Here is a 17395-nt window from a genome sequence, read left to right on the forward strand (position 1 = left end):
CCTCACTCCGGCATTACTCCGCGGGCCGCCGCGACGGGGCGTCCCTGCCCCGTCGCGGCTAAACCGGCGTCCTGCCGGTTTACCCGCTCCGTACTACCTGCGTTCGGCCAGCGTGGTTTAACGGGGCGCCTAAGATCAAGATCAAAAGCAGATCAACAGCACAGCGGCCTACAGGCCGGCTTGAGTGGTGTGAAGCAAAGGCAAAATCAAAATCAAAATCTACAGCGGGCACGGTCAAATGTGGGAGCTGGCTTGCCTGCGATGGCATCTACTGGGTGTACCTGAAAAACCGAGGTGTCTGCATCGCAGGCAAGCCAGCTCCCACAGAAAAGCAGAGCCGCAGCAGTTTCAGATTTGGTTTTCGCTTTGGCTTTCGCTTTTGATTTGGCTTCTACCACTCAAGCCGGCCGGTAGGCCGCTGTGCTCTTGCTTTTGATCTTGATCTGGCTCTGACTGCCCCAATAAGCCCGAGGCCGAACGCAGGGATTGAGGAGCGGGTAAACCGGCAGGACGCCGGTTTAGCCGCGACGGGGCAGGGACGCCCCGTCGCGGCGGCCCGCGGAGCAATGCCGAAGTGAGGGAACACCGAGCCTTAGCGAGGGGCCGACAGGCGGGGCAGAGCCCTTTGCTTACTTTGGGGCTTTTCCAAAGTGAGTCGCTGTAAGAGCGAAACCTTAAGCAGCCGTTACCGCAGCAACGGATATGTACACCCAAAACAGCGACTGCTTCACCCCCAACACCCACTGCTGACCCAGTGTTGCTACAGACGCACCCCACCCACCCAAAAAACCCAACACCCCCGCCCCCATTGGCCCAACCCCCCATGGCATGCCCGTTGCAGTCCCAATACCAAAAGGTCCCCGCACCTCACGCGACTGACTCCGGAGCACCCATGACCACTGAATTCTTCTGGCGCCTGCCACTGGGCACCGACGGCCCCCAACTCACCACCGACAAACACAACCGCGGCAACCCGGACTACCGCCCCGGCAATATCGCCCCGGGCCGCCTGCCCAACGGCCAACCCGACGACTTCACCTACATCGACTACATCGCCCAGGTCGCCAAGGCCGCCGAACTCGCCGGTTTCGAAGGCGCCCTGCTGCCCACCGGCCCCGAGCCGTGGATCGTCGCCGCCGCCCTGGCCCGGGAAACCCGGCGCATCAAGTTCCTGATCGCCTTCCAGGCCACCTGGACCCTGCCCGCCTACGCCGCCCAACAAGCCGCGATCCTGCAAAACCTCAGCCGCGGCCGCGTGGAATGGAACATCATCACCGGCGGCAACCCCGCCAGCCAGCGCGCCAACGGTGACTTCCTCGAACACGACCTGCGCTACAAGCGCACCGGCGAATTCCTCGACATCATCCAGGGCCTCTGGGAGAACGAAAGATTCTCCTACGACGGCGATATCTACCAACTGGAAAACGGCGCCCTGCCCCACGGCCTGCACCACGAACGCAAGCCCGGCGTGTACTTCTCCGGTTTCTCCGACGCCGCCCTCGACGTCGCCGCCAAACACGCCGACGTGTACCTGAACTGGGCCGAACCCATCGACAAGCTCAAGCCACACATCGAGCGCGTACGCGAATTGGCCGACAAACAAGGCCGCACCGTGCGTTTCGGCCTGCGGGTCGATCTGTTCGCCCGGGAGACCGAGGAGCAAGCCTGGAAGGACCTGCGCCGCCAGTTCGACAAGCTCGAAGGCAAGAGCAGCCAAGTCGCCAAGGGCTTTACCAGCGGCTCGGATTCGGTCGGCGGCGCGCGCCAGACCGCGTACCACCAGAACGTCGACCGGTTCGACGACCTGATCATCGGCCCCAACCTGTGGGCCGGGTTTGCCAAGGCCAAGCCCGGCCCCACCGTGGGCCTGGTCGGCAGCCACCAGAACATCGCCGAGCGCCTGGTGGAGTACCGCGACGCCGGTTTCTCAACCTTTATCCTCGCCGGCAATCCACACCTGGAAGAAGCGTTGCGCATTGGCCAGGAAGTCCTGCCGCTGGTGCACCAACGCCCGGCCATCCAACCTTTGAAAGCCAGCGCCTGAACGCTGTGGGAGACCCCCTGATGACCCAACCTCTCGATACGCTCTGGTACACCCGCTGCCCCGTGCCCACCGGCCTGGGCATTGCGGTGCAAAAAGGCTGGCTGCAAGACACCGTCGGTGCCCTGGGCACCGAGGTGCAGTCGCTGCGTGAGTCCGATGACAAAGCGGTGCGCGAATCGCACTTCGATCACACCCTGCGCAATTCGGTACGCCATGGCGGGAATATCCCGGCGATCTGGGCCCGCGCCCAAGGCCGGGAAACCCGGGTGATCGGGTTGTCGTGGGCAGATGAAGTGCAACTGATCCTGACCCGCCAGGACAGCGGCATCAAAACCGTCAAGGACCTCAAGGGCCGCACCTTCGGCCTGCCGGACTGGGCCGGCGCACAGATCGACTTCACCCGCGCCCAGGCCCTGCGCGGGCTGGAGAACGCGCTGTCACTGGAAGGCCTGAAAGTCGGCGACGTGAAGCTGAAGAACTTCCGCTACGGCGGTACCTTCAGCGATACCCCGGTGCGCAATATCGCCGGTACGCCGGTCACGCAGAAAGTCAGCGAACGCAACCTGGAGCTGATCGGCCTGCTGCGGGGTGAGGTCGATGCGATCTTCCTCAAGGGCGCCCACGCCGCCCAGCAGGCTCATGATTTTGGCCTGCACACGGTGATCGACACCGGCTCCCACCCGGACCCGCTGATCCGCAGCAACAACGGCACGCCACGCACCCTGGCGGTGGACCTGAACCTGCTGGAAAACCACTTTGACGTGGCCACCGGCATCCTCGATTCGGTACTGCGCGCCGAGCAATGGGCCCACACCCACCCGGAAGAAACCCGGCGCTACCTGGCCCAGGAAACCAACAGCAGTGAGTATTGGGTCACCGCCGCCTATGGCAACGACGCCCACTTGCGCCTGCGCACCGGGCTCGATGAACAGGCGATTACCGCGCTGCAGGACTTCACGCATTTCCTGCACCGCTGGCGCTTTATCCCGAAAAGTTTTGATGTGCGTGAATGGATTGATGCACGGCCGCTGGAAGCACTCTTGAACGGCAAAACCGCGCTGGCAGGCTAACCCGTGCAGGAGCCGGCTTGCCGGCGATGACGGCCTTGAATGCGGCAATGACCTTTCGGGCCTCATCGCCGGCAAGCCGGGCTCCTGCAAAGGTTTCCTATTTCATGGATTTGAACGAAGACCCTTATGAGCAAACCACTCGATACTCTCTGGTACACCCACAGTCCGGTTCCCACCGGCCTCGGCATTGCGGTGCAGTCCGGCCGCCTGGCGGAGGCTTTCCTGCCTTTTGGCACCAATATCCAGTCGTTGCGCGAGTCCACGGAGCGCGAAGTTCGCGAAGCGCATTACGACCATCACCTGAAAAATTCGGTGCGCCACGGCGGAAATATCCCGGCGATCTGGGCCTACGCCAGTGGCGTGGAAACCCGGGTGCTGGGGCTGTCGTGGAGCGACGAGGTGCAGTTGATCCTGACCACCGCCGAGAGCGGTGTGCGCAGCGTGCGCGACTTGAAAAACCGGCGCTTCGGCCTGCCGAAATGGGCCAACGTGCAGATCGACTTCACCCGCGCCCAGGCCCTGCGCGGCCTGGAAAATGCCCTCAAGCTCGAAGGCCTGGAAGTCTCGGACGTGGAGCTGGTGGACTATCCCTACGGCGGCACCTACAGCGACAACCAGGTGCAATACGTCTACGGTTCTCCGGCCAGCCTTGGGGTGAGCCGCTTCAGCCGGCGCAACAACGAGCTGATCGGCCTGCTGCGCGGTGATATCGACGCGATCTTCCTCAAGGGTGCCCACGCCGTGCACCTGGCCAACGAGTTTGGCTTGCATGTGGTGGTGGACACCGGCTCGCACCCGGACCCGCTGATCCGTTCCAACAACGGTACGCCGCGTACCCTCACGGTGGACATCAACCTGTTGCAGGAGCACTTCGACGCCAGCGTGAAAATCGTCGACACCGTGCTGCGTACCGAGCAATGGGCCTGGGCGAATCCGGACGAAACCCGGCGTTTCCTGGCCCAGGAACTCAACACCAGCGAGTACTGGGTGACCGCGGCCTATGGCGAAGATGCCCATCGCCGGCTGCGTACCACACTGGACTCACGCTCCATCGAAGCCTTGCAGGACTTCACCGATTTCCTGCATCGCTGGAACTTCATTCCACGGCGCTTCGATGTACGCGACTGGATTGATTTCAGCGTGCTGGAAAAGGTCATCGGCTCCACCTCTCGCGTGGCCGTCTAACCCCTCTGCAGGAGCCGGCTTGCCGGCTCCTGCAGTGCTTGCCTGGCAACACTTCCCCTGCTGCTCCAGCAGCACCCTCCAAGCAACTTCTGCTGAATCTTCGACACGCTTTTCAAACGGCCTTCGGCTGCGCTTTCAATCGCTCGTAAACGTCCGCTTATTTAATTTTTTAATCGTTATATATCAACATCTTACAATCATGTATCGACCCTGAAATCTGCTTGGCACGATCTCTGCTCTAGCCCCTTCAAGGAAACTTTTCCGGGGGAGATTTCATGCACACACTTAATCCGATCACCAAGGGCCTGTGGCTCGCTTTACTGCTGGCAGGCGGCACCGCCAGTGAACCTTTATTGGCCGCCGAAGCAGCCGAAAACGACGCCAGCAACACCGAGCCGTCGCTCAAGACCGTGACCGTCACCGCACAACACCGGGAAGAAACCCTGCAAGAGGTTCCGGTGGCGGTATCGGCGGTCCAGGGCACCAGTATCATTGCCGACGGCGTACGCTCGATGGGCGACATCACCACCTTTATTCCCAACGCCTCGGCGAAGAACCCCGACGGCGACGGTCGACCACGCTGGTACATCCGTGGCCTGGGCACCGGCGACACCGGCGCGGCCACCGTGTACCCGGTGGGCATCTACGCCGACGACGTGTACCTGAACGCACCGATTGCCGGTGGCGGCCCGCTGTTTGACCTCGAACGCATCGAGATTCTGCGCGGCCCCCAGGGCACGCTGTATGGCAAGAACACCACCGCGGGCGCAGTCAATATCATCTCGAAGAAGCCGACCTTCGACACCGATGGCTACGGCACGATCGGCTTTGGCAGCAAGAACGAGCGCATCGTGAACGGCGCCATCGGTGGCACCCTGGTGCCGGAAAAACTCGCGGCACGGATCTCGCTGTACTCCGAGGAGCGCGACGGCTTCCAGAAAAACCTGATCGACGATCACACCTACGGCGACGTCAACAAGAAGGCCGTGCGCCTGCAGTTCTTCGCCCAGCTCAACCCGGACCTGGATGCGCTGTGGAAGATCCACAGCCGCGAGTTCAAGGGCGACGGCGCCAACGGTGCGCTGACCCTCGGGCGTTACTACAACGTGGGCTACACGCGCCCCGCCGGACGCAATATTGCACTGAACGTGGACGACGACTCCAAGCTCAACCACGACGGCACGTCGCTGACCCTCAACTGGCACCTGGGCGACTACACCCTGACGTCCATCAGCGCCTACGACTACATCCGTGGCCAGTCCAGCGGTGATGCCGACTACACACCTTACGAGGTCAACGGCACCTCCACCGCCGACAACAAATACACCCAGTACTCCCAGGAAATCCGCCTGGCCTCGCCCCAGCAGGAAACCCTGCGCTGGCTGGCCGGTGCGCACTATTTCCATGAAGACCTGGACAGCAGCGCCGGACGCTTTATCGCCCCAGGCCCGACACCCAATGGCACCGGCTCCAACCAAATCAACGGCGCGACGGATTTTCGTGACCTGAACTACAACCACACCACCGATAGCTACGCGCTGTTCGGCAACCTGACCTACGACCTCACCGACAATTTCAGCGTGACCGGTGGCCTGCGCTGGACCCAGGAAAAGAAAGACATCGACCTCAACCTCACCCAGTTGACCCGCGCCACCGCCAACGGCCCGCTGATTCCCCTGGCGGGCGTCGGCACCAACGGCAACCGTCAGGAAGACAAGACCTGGGAAGCCTGGACCTATGACCTGACCCCGGAATACCGGATCAACGACAACGTGCGGGTGTTCTTCCGCTATGCCCACGGCTTCCGTTCGGGCGGCTTCAACACCGGGCTGTCCACCAGCCTGTCGCAACTGACCACGGTGGACCCGGAACAACTCGACGCCTACGAATTCGGCGTCAAGTCCGAGTGGTTCAACCACCGCCTGACGGCCAACGCGAACATCTTCTACTACGACTACTCGGACATTCAGGTCAACCTGCTGACCGTCAACAACGGCGTACTGACCACCGCGCTGACCAACGGCGCCAAGGGCAAGGTCAAGGGTGCCGAGCTGGAACTGGAAGGCCAGCCCACCGACTACCTGCACCTGCGGGCGGCGATTTCGTTCCTTGACTCCGAATACACCGACTTCAAGAACACCAACCCCAACACCGGTGCGGTCACCGGTGACTACAGCGGCAACAGCTTCGTGCGCTCGCCGCGCAACGTGGTGTCGCTGGGTGGCGACTACACCATCCCGCTGGAGATCGGCGGCAAGCTGGTGGCCGGTGCCGACGTGAGTTTCCGCGACAAGGAATACTTCCTCGCCGACCGCCAGAGCAGTGCCGACAAGGACTTGAGCCAACCGCACTACACCTTGGCCAACAGCCGCCTGACCTGGTACAGCGCCGACGAAAAACTCAGCGTCACCGGGTTTGTGAACAACCTCACCGATCGCCGCTACCAGGTGCATGGCCGGCCGAACGGTGGATTGGGGCAGTACGTGATCACCTATGGCGACCCGCGCACCGTGGGGCTGAGCGTGACCAGCCGCTTCTGACTTCAGCCGCCGGACACTATTCACCAAACGCCGGAGATCAAATGTGGGAGCTGGCTTGCCTGCGATAGCGGTGGGTCAGCCAACCACTATGTGGCTGTGCCGCCATCATCGCAGGCAAGCCAGCTCCCACAGTTGACCTTCTTTGTTTGAACCATAGCGTCCGGCCCGCCATCGCCAACACTCTTCGAAAGGACCTTTCTATGTTCCAACGTACTCCGTTGGCCGGCGCCATCGCGCTGGTCATGGGCAGCCTTGCCGTGCCCGCTGTAGCCGCCGAGACGCAGCCCACCGCCAAGAACGACAGCCTCGACACCGTGGTAGTACTCGGTACCCGTCGCAGCGATGTCACCGCCCTGCAAAGCGCCGCGCCGGTGGATGTGCTGAGCGGCGAGCAGTTGCAGCAAACCGGCGCTGCCGACCTGTCCGGCGCCCTGACCGCGCTGTCGCCGTCCTTCAGCTTCCCGCAGTCGCCTCAAGGCGCGTTCGCCGGGTCCATCGCCCAAGGCGCCTCGCTGCGCGGCCTGGCGTCCGACCAGGTGCTGGTGCTGGTGGATGGCAAGCGCCGCCACACCAGCGCCAACATCACCCGCCAAAGCCTCGCCAACGGCCGGGGCGCGGCGGCGGTGGACTTGAGCCTGATCCCGTTGAGTGCGATCGACCACGTGGAGATCCTGCGTGACGGCGCCGCCGCCCAATACGGCTCCGATGCCATCGCCGGGGTGATCAACATCGTGCTCAAGCAGAAGGACGACGGCGGCAACGTCGGCTATCGCTTCGGTGGCTACAACAAGGGCGACGGCATGCAGCGCAAGTACAGCGGCTGGAAAGGCTTCGAGCTGCCCAACGACGGCTTCCTGACCCTGAGTTTCGATGCCGGCAGCCAGGACCCGGCCAGCGACACCAACCCGGACAACCGGATCTTTTATCGCGGCGATACCAGCGTCAATACACCGCGCGAACAGAACAACCGCTACCGCACCTGGAACTGGGGCTCCAACAATGTCTCCGACCAGTACAACTTCCTGGCCAACAGCGAGATGGGCGTTGGCGAAGGGCTGACCGCCTACGGCTTTGCCACCTACTCCCACAAGAACACTGACTCCACCGGTTTCTTCGACCCGCCCACCGCGCTGTACAACAACTACGGCAGCGTTTCCTTGCAGCGCTACCCGGACGGGCGTTTGCCGATCACCCGCTACACCCTGGAAGACTATGCCGCCACCGGCGGCCTGCGTTACGAAAACGAGCAGTTGGGCAAGTTCGACCTGGCGCTGAACCACGGCACCAACATCGTCAAGTCCACCGACTACAACGCGATCAACCCCAGCTGGGGCGCCAACAGCCCGTCGACGATCTACACCGGCGAGCGCAAGAACGACCAGACCAACGTGACCCTGGACTGGGTACGGGATTTCCCCACCGACTTGCTGTTCAAGCCATTGACCGTTTCCGCAGGCCTGGCCTGGCGCCAGGAGAACTACCAATTGAGCGCAGGCGCGCCGGCGGCGTCGCAAAATGGCCCGCTGTTCAACACCATCGACCCGGTGACCGGGCGCCGGCTCGCCGGGTATTACTCGGGGATCACCCCGGTGGATGCCGCCTCGCTGCAACGCAAGGTGCTGGGCGCGTATGTGGATGTCGAAGGCCAGGTCACCGAGAAGTTCCAGGCCGGCGTTGCAGTGCGCACCGAACACTATTCGGACTTTGGCGACACCACCAACGGCAAGCTGTCGCTGCGCTACGATTTCACCCCGCAGATCGCCGCACGGGCCAGCGCCAGCACCGGCTATCGTGCGCCGTCCCTGGCCCAGAGCGGCATGTCGTCGTTCAGTGTGCAGGTGGTGGAGCAGCCACCGGGCAGCGGCAACTACGTGGAGGTGCAACAGCGCACCCTGCGCGCCAACAGCCCGGAAGCCCAGGCCCTGGGCGGCACCCAGCTCAAGCCCGAGGAGTCGACCAACTACTCGCTGGGCCTGGTCTGGCAACCGCTGGATAACGCATCGGTAACGGTGGACGCCTACCGCATCAACATCAATAACCGCATCACGCTCTCCGACCAATTGCCGGCCTCGGTGGTCTCGCCGATCTTCGCCGGCACGCCTTACGCCAATATCCAGAGCGCGGCGTTCTACACCAACATCGCCGACACCCGCACCGACGGTATCGAGCTGACCGGCAACTACAAACTCAATCTGCAGCAATGGGGCCGGGTGAACTTCAATGCCGGCTACGCGCGTAACCGCACGCAAATCACCGACCTGCGCAACGTCGGCAACATCGCCGGCAACCAGATCATCGGCCGCACGACCCAAGGCCTGATCGAACACGGTACGCCGGACTACAAGCTGACCCTCAGCGCCAACTGGGCCTATGAACAATGGGGCGTCACCGTAGCCCAGCGCCGTTATGGCGAATGGAAAAGCCTCAACGCCGCCAACCCGAACCTCGACCAGACGTTCAGCCCGCAATGGGTCACCGACCTGGACGTGTCCTACAACCTCGGCAAGGGGATCAAGCTTTCCGCCGGCGCGACCAACCTGTTCAATACCCACCCGGACAAGGCCTCCGGCGCGCAGCTGTATGGAGTGCCGATCTACTCGATCACCAGTCCTGAAGGTGCGCAGGGTGCGTTTTACTACACCAGTGTGAGCTACGACTTCTGAGGGGATTGCTGATGGGGTGTTGCTGGAGCAGCAGCCCATTGTTGGCCAGGCATCATTCGGGCATTCGGATATACACCCATGCATTGTGGGAGCTGGCTTGCCTGCGATAACGGTGGATCAGCCAGCCTCAATGTTTGCTGGCCCACCGTCATCGCAGGCAAGCCAGCTCCCACATTTGGCCTTCATTGTTCTCCTCTGTTGTGTTCAGTGGCACATGTCTTGCGATGCTCCCCCAGTACTTCGCTGAAATAAGACCCGCCATGCGCCCCTACCGATTACTGACTGCCCTGACCTGGCTCATCTCGCCCCTCGCCCTGCTCGCCACCTGGGCGCTGGTGGCGCACCTCGGGATCTTCCCGCGCAACCTGCTGGTACCGCCGGCCCAGGTCCTGCACACCTTCGAAGAACTGCTCGCCAGCGGCGAACTCGCTGAACACCTGGGCAACAGCCTGTCGCGCCTCGGCCTGGGCTTTGGCATCGGTTCGCTGTGCGGCCTGGCCTTTGGCGTGCTGATGGCCTTGTCCAAGAACGTCGAGGTGTATTGCGCGCCGCTGTTCCACACCCTGCGCCAGATCCCCAGCATCGCGCTGATCCCGATGTTTGTGCTGCTGTTCGGCATTGATGAAACCTTCAAGATCATCATCGTCGCCAAGACCGCGTTTTTCCCGGTGGCCCTGGCCGCCAGCGAGGGGGTCAAGGGCATTCCCCGCAGCTATTTCGAAGTGGCCGACGTGTACCGCCTGCGCTGGCCGACCTTCGTCTGGCGCATCGCCCTGCCCGCTGCCGCGCCGCCGATCATCACCGGTTTTCGCATCAGCCTGACCCGCGCCTGGGTGGTGCTGGTGGCCACCGAGTTGCTGGCGGCCGACAGCGGCCTGGGGCAAATGATCGAGATGGCCCGGCAGATGCTGCGCATCGACGTGGTGATGGTGGGCGTGGTGGTCACCGGGGTGATCGGTTTTGCCCTCGACTTTGGCTTTCGCTCACTGGAACAGCGGCTGTTTCGCTGGCAAACCCGCTAGGAGCCCGGCATGAACCTCTTGAAAAAGTCCCGCGGCCTGTTGCTGCCACTGTTGTTGATCCTCGCCTGGGAATACGCCTCGCGCCAGGACGCGGCCGGCGCGTATGCCTTCGTGCCGCTGTCGGCGATTGGCTCGGCGTTGCTGGAGATGCTCGGCAACGGCGAGCTGCTGGTCAACCTGCTGGCCAGCCTGGCCCGCACCAGCAGTGGCCTGGCCCTGGGCATCCTGTTCGGCGTGGTGCTGGGGGTGCTGATGGCGCTGTCCGGCGTGGCCAACCGTTTGATCGGCCCGTTGTTCCATTCGATCCGCCAGGTGCCGATGCTGGGCTGGATTCCGTTGATTGCCATGTGGTTCGGCAATGGCGAATTTTCCAAGGTGCTGATCGTCAGCCTCGCGGCCTTCTACCCGATGGTGCTCAACACCTACCAGGGCTTCAGCCATGTGGAGCGGCGTTATCGTGAAGTCGGCCAAGTGCTGGTGCTCAGCCCGGTGCAGCAGTTCGTGCATGTGCTGCTGCCGGCGGCGCTGCCGAGTATCGCGACCGGCGTGCTGCATGCCCTCGCCTTCGCCTGGGTCACCGCCATCGGGAGCGAACTGTTCCTGTCCTCCGGTGCCGGCCTGGGCAACCTGATGATGAACGCCGAGGCCGGCTCGCGCATGGAAGTGATCGTGCTCAGCGTGCTGTGCATCGGCCTGCTGGGCTACCTGATGAACCTGCTGTTTACCCGCCTCAGCCGCCACGTGCTGCGCTGGCGCAATCTTCGTTGAAGGCCATGAACATGAACGCAATCGCCCACCACGCCCTCCACACCGCCGTGCAGACCGGCGCCCTGCAGATTCGCGGCCTGAACAAGGCCTACCGGATCGAAGGCAAGCCGCTGCCGGTGTTGCACAACATCAACCTCGACGTGCGCCCCGGGGAGTTTGTCAGCATCGTCGGCGCCAGCGGCTGCGGCAAATCCACCTTGCTGCGGCTGATTGTCGGGCTGGAGGCCGAGTACGAAGGCGACATCCTGCTGGACGGCCAACGCATTGCCGCCACCAGCCTGGAGCGCGGCATTGTGTTCCAGGACCACCGCCTGTTCCCGTGGATGACCGTCAGCCAGAACATCGCCCTGGCCCTGAAAAATCACAAACTGACCCAGGCCGAAAAGGATCGGCAGGTGGCCGAACACATCGCCCTGGTCAACCTCACCGGCTTCGAAAACGCCTACCCCCACCAGCTCTCCGGCGGCATGGCGCAACGTGCGGCGATCGCCCGGGCGCTGATCAACACACCCAAGGTGCTGTTGCTCGATGAACCACTGGGCGCCCTCGATGCCCTGACCCGGGTGCATTTGCAGCGTGAACTGCAACGGATCTGGGTGCAGCAGCGCTGCACGGTGATCATGGTCACCCATGACATCGAAGAGGCGTTGTACCTGGGGGACCGGGTGATCGTGATGGATGCCCACCCAGGGCGAATCAAACATGAAATCCGGGTGGACTTGCCGCATCCGAGGGAGCGCAGCTCATCGGTATTGCAAGGCTACAAAGAGCAGTTGCTGGAGGAGCTGGTCGGGCACTGAAAACCCTGGGCATGCAGCGCTTTACATTTTGTATAGTTATGGATATTTTATCCAGACAACAAATGCAATGCGCCCGTGCCCGGTTCATTTTCAGAGGTCCTTTCCATGCAATTGTCTTCGTACCATGACGTGATCAAAGCCGCCGAACGCCTGGAGGGCTTCGCCAACCGCACGCCGGTGTTCACCTCGCGCACCCTCGACGCCGAGACCGGGGCCCAGGTGTTCATCAAGTGCGAAAACCTGCAACGCACCGGTTCATTCAAGTTTCGCGGCGCGTTCAATGCGCTTTCACGGTTTGACGAGGCGCAGCGCAAGGCCGGTGTGGTGGCGTTTTCCTCGGGCAATCACGCCCAAGGCATCGCCCTGGCCGCGCGTCTGTTGCAGATGCCGGCCACCCTCGTAATGCCCACCGACGCACCGGCCGCCAAGGTCGCCGCCACCCGGGAATACGGCGCGACCGTGGTGTTCTACGACCGCATCACCGAAGACCGCGAACAGATCGGCCGCACCCTGGCCGAGCAGCACGGCATGACCCTGATTCCTTCCTACGACCACCCGGACGTACTCGCCGGCCAGGGCACTGCCGCCAAGGAGCTGCTGGAATTCACCGGCCCCCTGGACGCCTTGTTTGTTGGCCTGGGCGGTGGCGGCATGCTCTCCGGCACGGCATTGGCCACTCGAGCGCTGTCGCCCGATTGCCTGCTGTACGGGGTCGAGCCCGAAGCCGGGAATGACGGCCAGCGCTCCTTCCAGACCGGCAGCATCGTGCACATCGATACTCCCGCCACCATCGCCGACGGCGCGCAGACCCAGCATCTGGGCCACCACACCTTTCCGATCATTCGCGAGCAGGTCACTGACATCCTTACCGTCTCGGACGCCGAATTGGTCGCAGCGATGAAGTTCTTCATGCAGCGCATGAAAATGGTCGTGGAGCCCACCGGTTGCCTGGGTCTCGCGGCGTTGCGCAGCGTGAAGGATCAATTCAAGGGCCAGCGCGTGGGCATCATCGTGACGGGCGGCAACGTCGATATCGAGAAGTACGCGAGCCTGCTACAGGGCTAAGCCTTCCAACAAAAAAACACTGAACCCGACTGTGGCGAGCGTGCTTGCCACACGGTTTCCGGCTGCCTGCAATTTCTGCCGCCGATAAAAACGCCCGGGTTTTCCCGAGGCTTTAACAACAAGAGGTGCTTATGAAAAATCGTTACCTGGCCCGGGCCATCGTGATTGCGATCATCCTCGGTGTGCTGGTGGGGGCCGTACTGCACGCCCGACTGGACGCCGACACTGCCAAGACCATCGTCGGTTACTTGAGCATGGTGACCGACGTATTTTTGCGCCTGATCAAGATGGTCATCGCGCCGCTGGTGCTGGCGACGTTGATCAGTGGCGTGGCGAGCATGGCAGACAGTGGCTCTATCGGCCGCGTCGGGTTCAAGGCGATGGCCTGGTTCCTGATTGCGTCGGTAGTGTCGCTGCTGATCGGCCTGGTATTGGCCAACCTGTTCCAGCCGGGCGCGGGGCTTAACCTGAGCGTGGCGGCGAACGGCAGCAGCGGTTTGAACACCGCCACCTTCAACCTGTCGGGCTTTTTGTCCCATGTGTTCCCACGCAGCATCGTTGAGGCCATGGGCAACAATGAAGTGCTGCAAATCGTGGTGTTTTCGTTGTTCTTCGGCGCCGCGCTAGCCTTCGTCAAGGGCAGCGCCAGGTCGCCGATCCTGCACGTGCTGGAAGAGTTGACCCAGGTGATGTTCCGCATCACCGAGTACGTGATGGTGATTGCACCGCTGGCGGTATTTGCCGCGATTGCCGCCACCATCAGCCTTTACGGGTTGGGGATGGTGGTCAGCTTTGGCAAGTTGATCGCGCAGTTCTACCTCGGCCTGGCGGTGCTGTGGCTGGTGATCAGCGGCGTGGGTTACCTGGCGCTGGGCGCACGCTTGCGGCAATTGCTGCGGCTGCTGCGCAGCCCGGTGTTGCTGGCGTTCTCCACCGCCAGCAGTGAAGCCGCCTACCCCAAGACCATCGCCGCCCTGGACAGCTTCGGCTCGCCCAAGCGTATCAACAGCTTTGTGCTGCCCCTGGGTTACTCATTCAACCTCGACGGTTCGATGATGTACCAGGCGTTTATCGTGATGTTCATTGCCCAGGCCTATGGCATCGAGATGAGCTTCAGCCACCAGGTAATGATCCTGCTGACCCTGCTGGTGATCAGCAAGGGCACCGCCGGCGTGGCCCGCGGCTCACTGGTGGTGCTCGCGGCCGGCCTGCCGATGGTGGGTCTGCCGGAAGCCGGCTTGCTGCTGATCCTGGCGGTAGACCCGATCCTCGACATGGGCCGAACCGCCACCAATGTGTTCGGCTGCGGCGTGGCCACGGCGGTGATTGGTCACGGTGCCACCGATGAACAACCTGCTCCCCTTCCCTCCATTGCCTGAGAACTGCCGATCATGAAGATTCACCACACACCCACTGCCTCCCAGCCTGCCGGTCACTACGCCCAGGCCGTCAGCCATCAGGGCACGCTGTATATCTCCGGGCAATTACCGGTGAGCCCGGACGGGCGCCACAACATTGATGCGTCGTTTGCCGAACAGGCTCAAGTGGCGCTGGACAATCTGTTGGCGATTTTGAAGGCCGCAGGCGGCTCACCCGCAGACCTGGTGAAAGTCACGGTGTATGTGGTGGGGGTAAAACACTGGCCTGAATTCGATGGCTTGTACGCCGCCGCGCTGGGGGACCACCGCCCTGCCCGCGCGGTGGTGCCGGTGCCGGAACTGCACCACGGCTACCTGATTGAAATCGAAGCCGTGGCGCGTTCGGCGTAGGTCATTTGGCGTAGGTGTAGACCGCCGCCCGCGAGACCCCAAGGTGCGAGGCAACCGTTTCCATGGCCCGTCGAATGTCCATCACGCCGGCGTCCTTGAGTTCTTGCATCAGCAAGCGGCGGTCGGCGGCCTTCAGCGCACGTGGCGTGGTCGCCAGGCGTGCGGCGAACTGGTCGATACGCGCACGAATGGCATCGGCACCGGACGGGTCGAGAGACTCGGCGGGCCGGTCGCCGCTGACCGAGCCGAACTGTTCCAGCATGCCCTGCAAGCCACGGAACAACGAGAGGTCGACGTTCATGCACAAAGCCGCGACGTACTTGCCGGTGGAGTCCTTGATACCGATGGAAGTGCTCTTGACCTGGCGGCCATCGGCGAACTGGTTCTGGTAGTTGGCGATCACCTGCGGGTACTCGGGGTCGGCAATCCGCGCCAGGCCCAGCTCGGTCGCGGGGTCTCCCGGCTGGCGCCCGGAGAGGTTGTTGTGGATGGCCATGATTGCGTGCTGCGGGTCGCGCAGGTCGTGCAGCACGACCTCGCAAAACGGGCTGAAGGTCTTGCTCAGGCCTTCGGCAATCTGTTCGAGTTGGCTGATCAGGGCCGCTTGTTCGGGAGTGTGTTTTTTCATTCAGACAACATATCCAGTACTGGATAGACCGTCAATTTACCTTTTGGAGTGTGCACGATGGATACCCCGACCGCTTTGCTGGATGTCAGCCGGATGCAGCGCAATATCCTGCGTATGCAGCGGCGCGCCGATGACTTGGGGGTGAGCTTGCGGCCCCATGTGAAGACCCACAAATGCGCCGGGGTAGTGGCGGCGCAAATCGCGTCAGGGGCCACGGGGATTACGGTTTCGACGTTGAAGGAGGCCGAGTATTTTTTCGACCTCGGCATTCGCGACGTTCTGTATGCGGTGGCAATGGCGCCGCATAAATTGCCCCAGGCGTTGGCGTTGCGTCGTCAGGGGTGTGCGCTGACGCTGATCACCGACAGCCTTGCCGGGGCCCGGGCGATTGTCGAGTTTGGTGCGCTGCAGGGTGAGGTTTTTGCGGTGCTGATTGAGATTGACTGTGATGGGCACCGGTCCGGGGTGAAGCCTCAGGATCCGTTGTTGCTGGAGATCGCCAGGCTGCTGCATGGCGGCGGGATGCTTGCCGGGGTGTTGACTCATGCCGGGGAAAGCTACGGGCTGGATACGCCTGAGGCATTGCGGGCGATAGCCGAGCAGGAACGGGCGCGCTGTGTTGCAGCGGCCGAGGTGATTCGGGGGGCGGGCTTGCCTTGTTCGCAGGTGAGTGTGGGTTCGACGCCGACGGCGCTGTCGGCGGTCAGCCTGGAGGGTGTGACTGAGCTGCGGGCCGGGGTTTATGCGTTTTTTGATTTGGTGATGCATAACGTTGGGGTGTGCCGCGTTGATGAGCTGGTGTTGAGTGTGCTGACTACGGTGATCGGGCATCAGCCGGAGAAAGGCTGGATCATTACCGATGCGGGGTGGATGGCGATGAGTCGGGACCGTGGGACGCAGTCGCAGAAGCGGGATTTTGGGTACGGGCAGGTGTGTACCGAGGGCGGTGAGGTGATTGAGGGGTTGGTGGTGGGCAGCGCGAATCAGGAGCATGGAGTGGCTTGGTTCGACGGCGTTTCGGTGGATGTGGTTGAGCGGTTTCCGCTGGGGACGCGGCTCAGGGTTTTGCCTAACCATGCGTGTGCTACGGGGACGCAGTTCGGCAGCTATAGCGCGTTGTTGGAGAACGGGGATGTGCAGGTTTGGGGGCGGTTGCGGGGGTGGTAGATTGGGGGCATATCCGTTATTTGGGTGATGGCTTCGATGGGTTCCGCTCTTACAGCGGGTCACTTTTGAAAGGAGCCCAAAAGTAACCAAAAGGCTCTTGCCCCACCACTCGGCACCTCGCCCAGGCTCGGTGTGCCCTCTCTCCGGTACTACTCCGCGGGCCGCCGCGACGGGGCGTCCCTGCCCCGTCGCGGCTAAACCGGCGTCCTGCCGGTTTACCCGCTCCGTACTACCTGCGTTCGGCCAGCGTGGTTTAACGGGGCGCCTAAGATCAAGATCAAAAGCAGATCAACAGCACAGCGGCCTACAGGCCGGCTTGAGTGGTGTGAAGCAAAGGCAACATCAAGATCAAAATCTACAGCGGGCACGGTCAAATGTGGGAGCTGGCTTGCCTGCGATGGCATCTACTGGGTGTACCTGAAAAACCGAGGTGTCTGCATCGCCGGCAAGCCAGCTCCTACAGAAAAGCAGAGCCGCAGCAGTTTCAGATTTGGTTTTCGCTTTGGCTTTCGCTTTTGATCTGGCTTCTACCACTCAAGCCGGCCTGTAGGCCGCTGTGCTCTTGCTTTTGATCTTGATCTGGCTCTGACTGCCCCAATAAGCCCGAGGCCGAACGCAGGGATTGAGGAGCGGGTAAACCGGCAGGACGCCGGTTTAGCCGCGACGGGGCAGGG

13 protein-coding genes are annotated in these 17395 nt (G+C 62.5%); 12 read left to right on the forward strand and 1 reads right to left on the reverse strand.

Annotated features, from left to right (window positions below; translation table 11 throughout):
* The first annotated feature begins 892 nt into the window (after positions 1-892).
* The 11 genes from MUM_RS0115385 to MUM_RS0115435 all read left to right on the forward strand — a co-directional run bounded on the left by MUM_RS0115385 (position 893) and on the right by MUM_RS0115435 (position 14926).
* Positions 893-2044 (forward strand): LLM class flavin-dependent oxidoreductase, encoded by a 1152-nt coding sequence (locus MUM_RS0115385; protein ID WP_010171296.1) that lies wholly within the window; start codon positions 893-895, stop codon positions 2042-2044.
* Between the two features lie 20 nt (positions 2045-2064).
* Positions 2065-3114, forward strand: coding sequence for an ABC transporter substrate-binding protein (locus tag MUM_RS0115390; RefSeq protein WP_010171298.1), 1050 nt, complete (start codon positions 2065-2067; stop codon positions 3112-3114).
* 126 nt (positions 3115-3240) lie between these two features.
* Positions 3241-4299 carry an ABC transporter substrate-binding protein gene (locus MUM_RS0115395; RefSeq protein ID WP_003212534.1) on the forward strand — a complete coding sequence of 353 codons (1059 nt, stop codon included), beginning with the start codon at positions 3241-3243 and terminating at the stop codon, positions 4297-4299.
* Positions 4300-4574: 275 nt separating this feature from the next.
* Complete coding sequence (locus MUM_RS0115400; protein ID WP_010171301.1) at positions 4575-6839, forward strand: TonB-dependent receptor; 2265 nt, start codon at positions 4575-4577, stop codon at positions 6837-6839.
* 200 nt (positions 6840-7039) lie between these two features.
* A complete protein-coding gene (locus MUM_RS0115405; RefSeq protein WP_010171303.1) occupies positions 7040-9502 on the forward strand; it encodes a TonB-dependent receptor plug domain-containing protein in 2463 nt (820 codons plus the stop codon).
* Positions 9503-9762: 260 nt separating this feature from the next.
* Complete coding sequence (locus MUM_RS0115410) at positions 9763-10524, forward strand: ABC transporter permease (protein ID WP_010171305.1); 762 nt, start codon at positions 9763-9765, stop codon at positions 10522-10524.
* A gap of 9 nt (positions 10525-10533) precedes the next feature.
* Positions 10534-11292, forward strand: a complete 759-nt coding sequence (locus tag MUM_RS0115415; RefSeq protein ID WP_010171307.1) for an ABC transporter permease — start codon at positions 10534-10536, stop codon at positions 11290-11292.
* A gap of 11 nt (positions 11293-11303) precedes the next feature.
* Positions 11304-12092: an ABC transporter ATP-binding protein gene (locus MUM_RS0115420; protein WP_029615923.1), complete on the forward strand. Its 789-nt coding sequence runs from the start codon at positions 11304-11306 to the stop codon at positions 12090-12092.
* Between the two features lie 105 nt (positions 12093-12197).
* Entirely contained in the window at positions 12198-13157 is a 960-nt protein-coding gene (locus tag MUM_RS0115425) for a threo-3-hydroxy-L-aspartate ammonia-lyase (RefSeq protein WP_010171311.1), read from the forward strand.
* 131 nt (positions 13158-13288) lie between these two features.
* A complete protein-coding gene (locus MUM_RS0115430; RefSeq protein WP_010171313.1) occupies positions 13289-14536 on the forward strand; it encodes a dicarboxylate/amino acid:cation symporter in 1248 nt (415 codons plus the stop codon).
* Between the two features lie 12 nt (positions 14537-14548).
* Positions 14549-14926, forward strand: coding sequence for a RidA family protein (locus tag MUM_RS0115435; RefSeq protein ID WP_010171316.1), 378 nt, complete (start codon positions 14549-14551; stop codon positions 14924-14926).
* Between the two features lies 1 nt (position 14927).
* Here MUM_RS0115435 and MUM_RS0115440 read toward each other — a convergent pair whose 3' ends face one another.
* Positions 14928-15554 carry a helix-turn-helix transcriptional regulator gene (locus tag MUM_RS0115440; RefSeq protein ID WP_010171318.1) on the reverse strand — a complete coding sequence of 209 codons (627 nt, stop codon included), beginning with the start codon at positions 15552-15554 and terminating at the stop codon, positions 14928-14930.
* A 57-nt stretch (positions 15555-15611) separates the two neighbouring features.
* Between MUM_RS0115440 and MUM_RS0115445 the strand changes: the two genes are divergently transcribed.
* The gene (locus tag MUM_RS0115445) at positions 15612-16721 is read left to right on the forward strand and encodes a DSD1 family PLP-dependent enzyme (RefSeq protein ID WP_010171320.1); all 1110 of its coding nucleotides are present in this window, start codon (positions 15612-15614) and stop codon (positions 16719-16721) included.
* Positions 16722-17395: the final 674 nt, after the last annotated feature.

It is taken from the genome of Pseudomonas sp. PAMC 25886, assembly GCF_000242655.1.
Taxonomy (GTDB): domain Bacteria; phylum Pseudomonadota; class Gammaproteobacteria; order Pseudomonadales; family Pseudomonadaceae; genus Aquipseudomonas.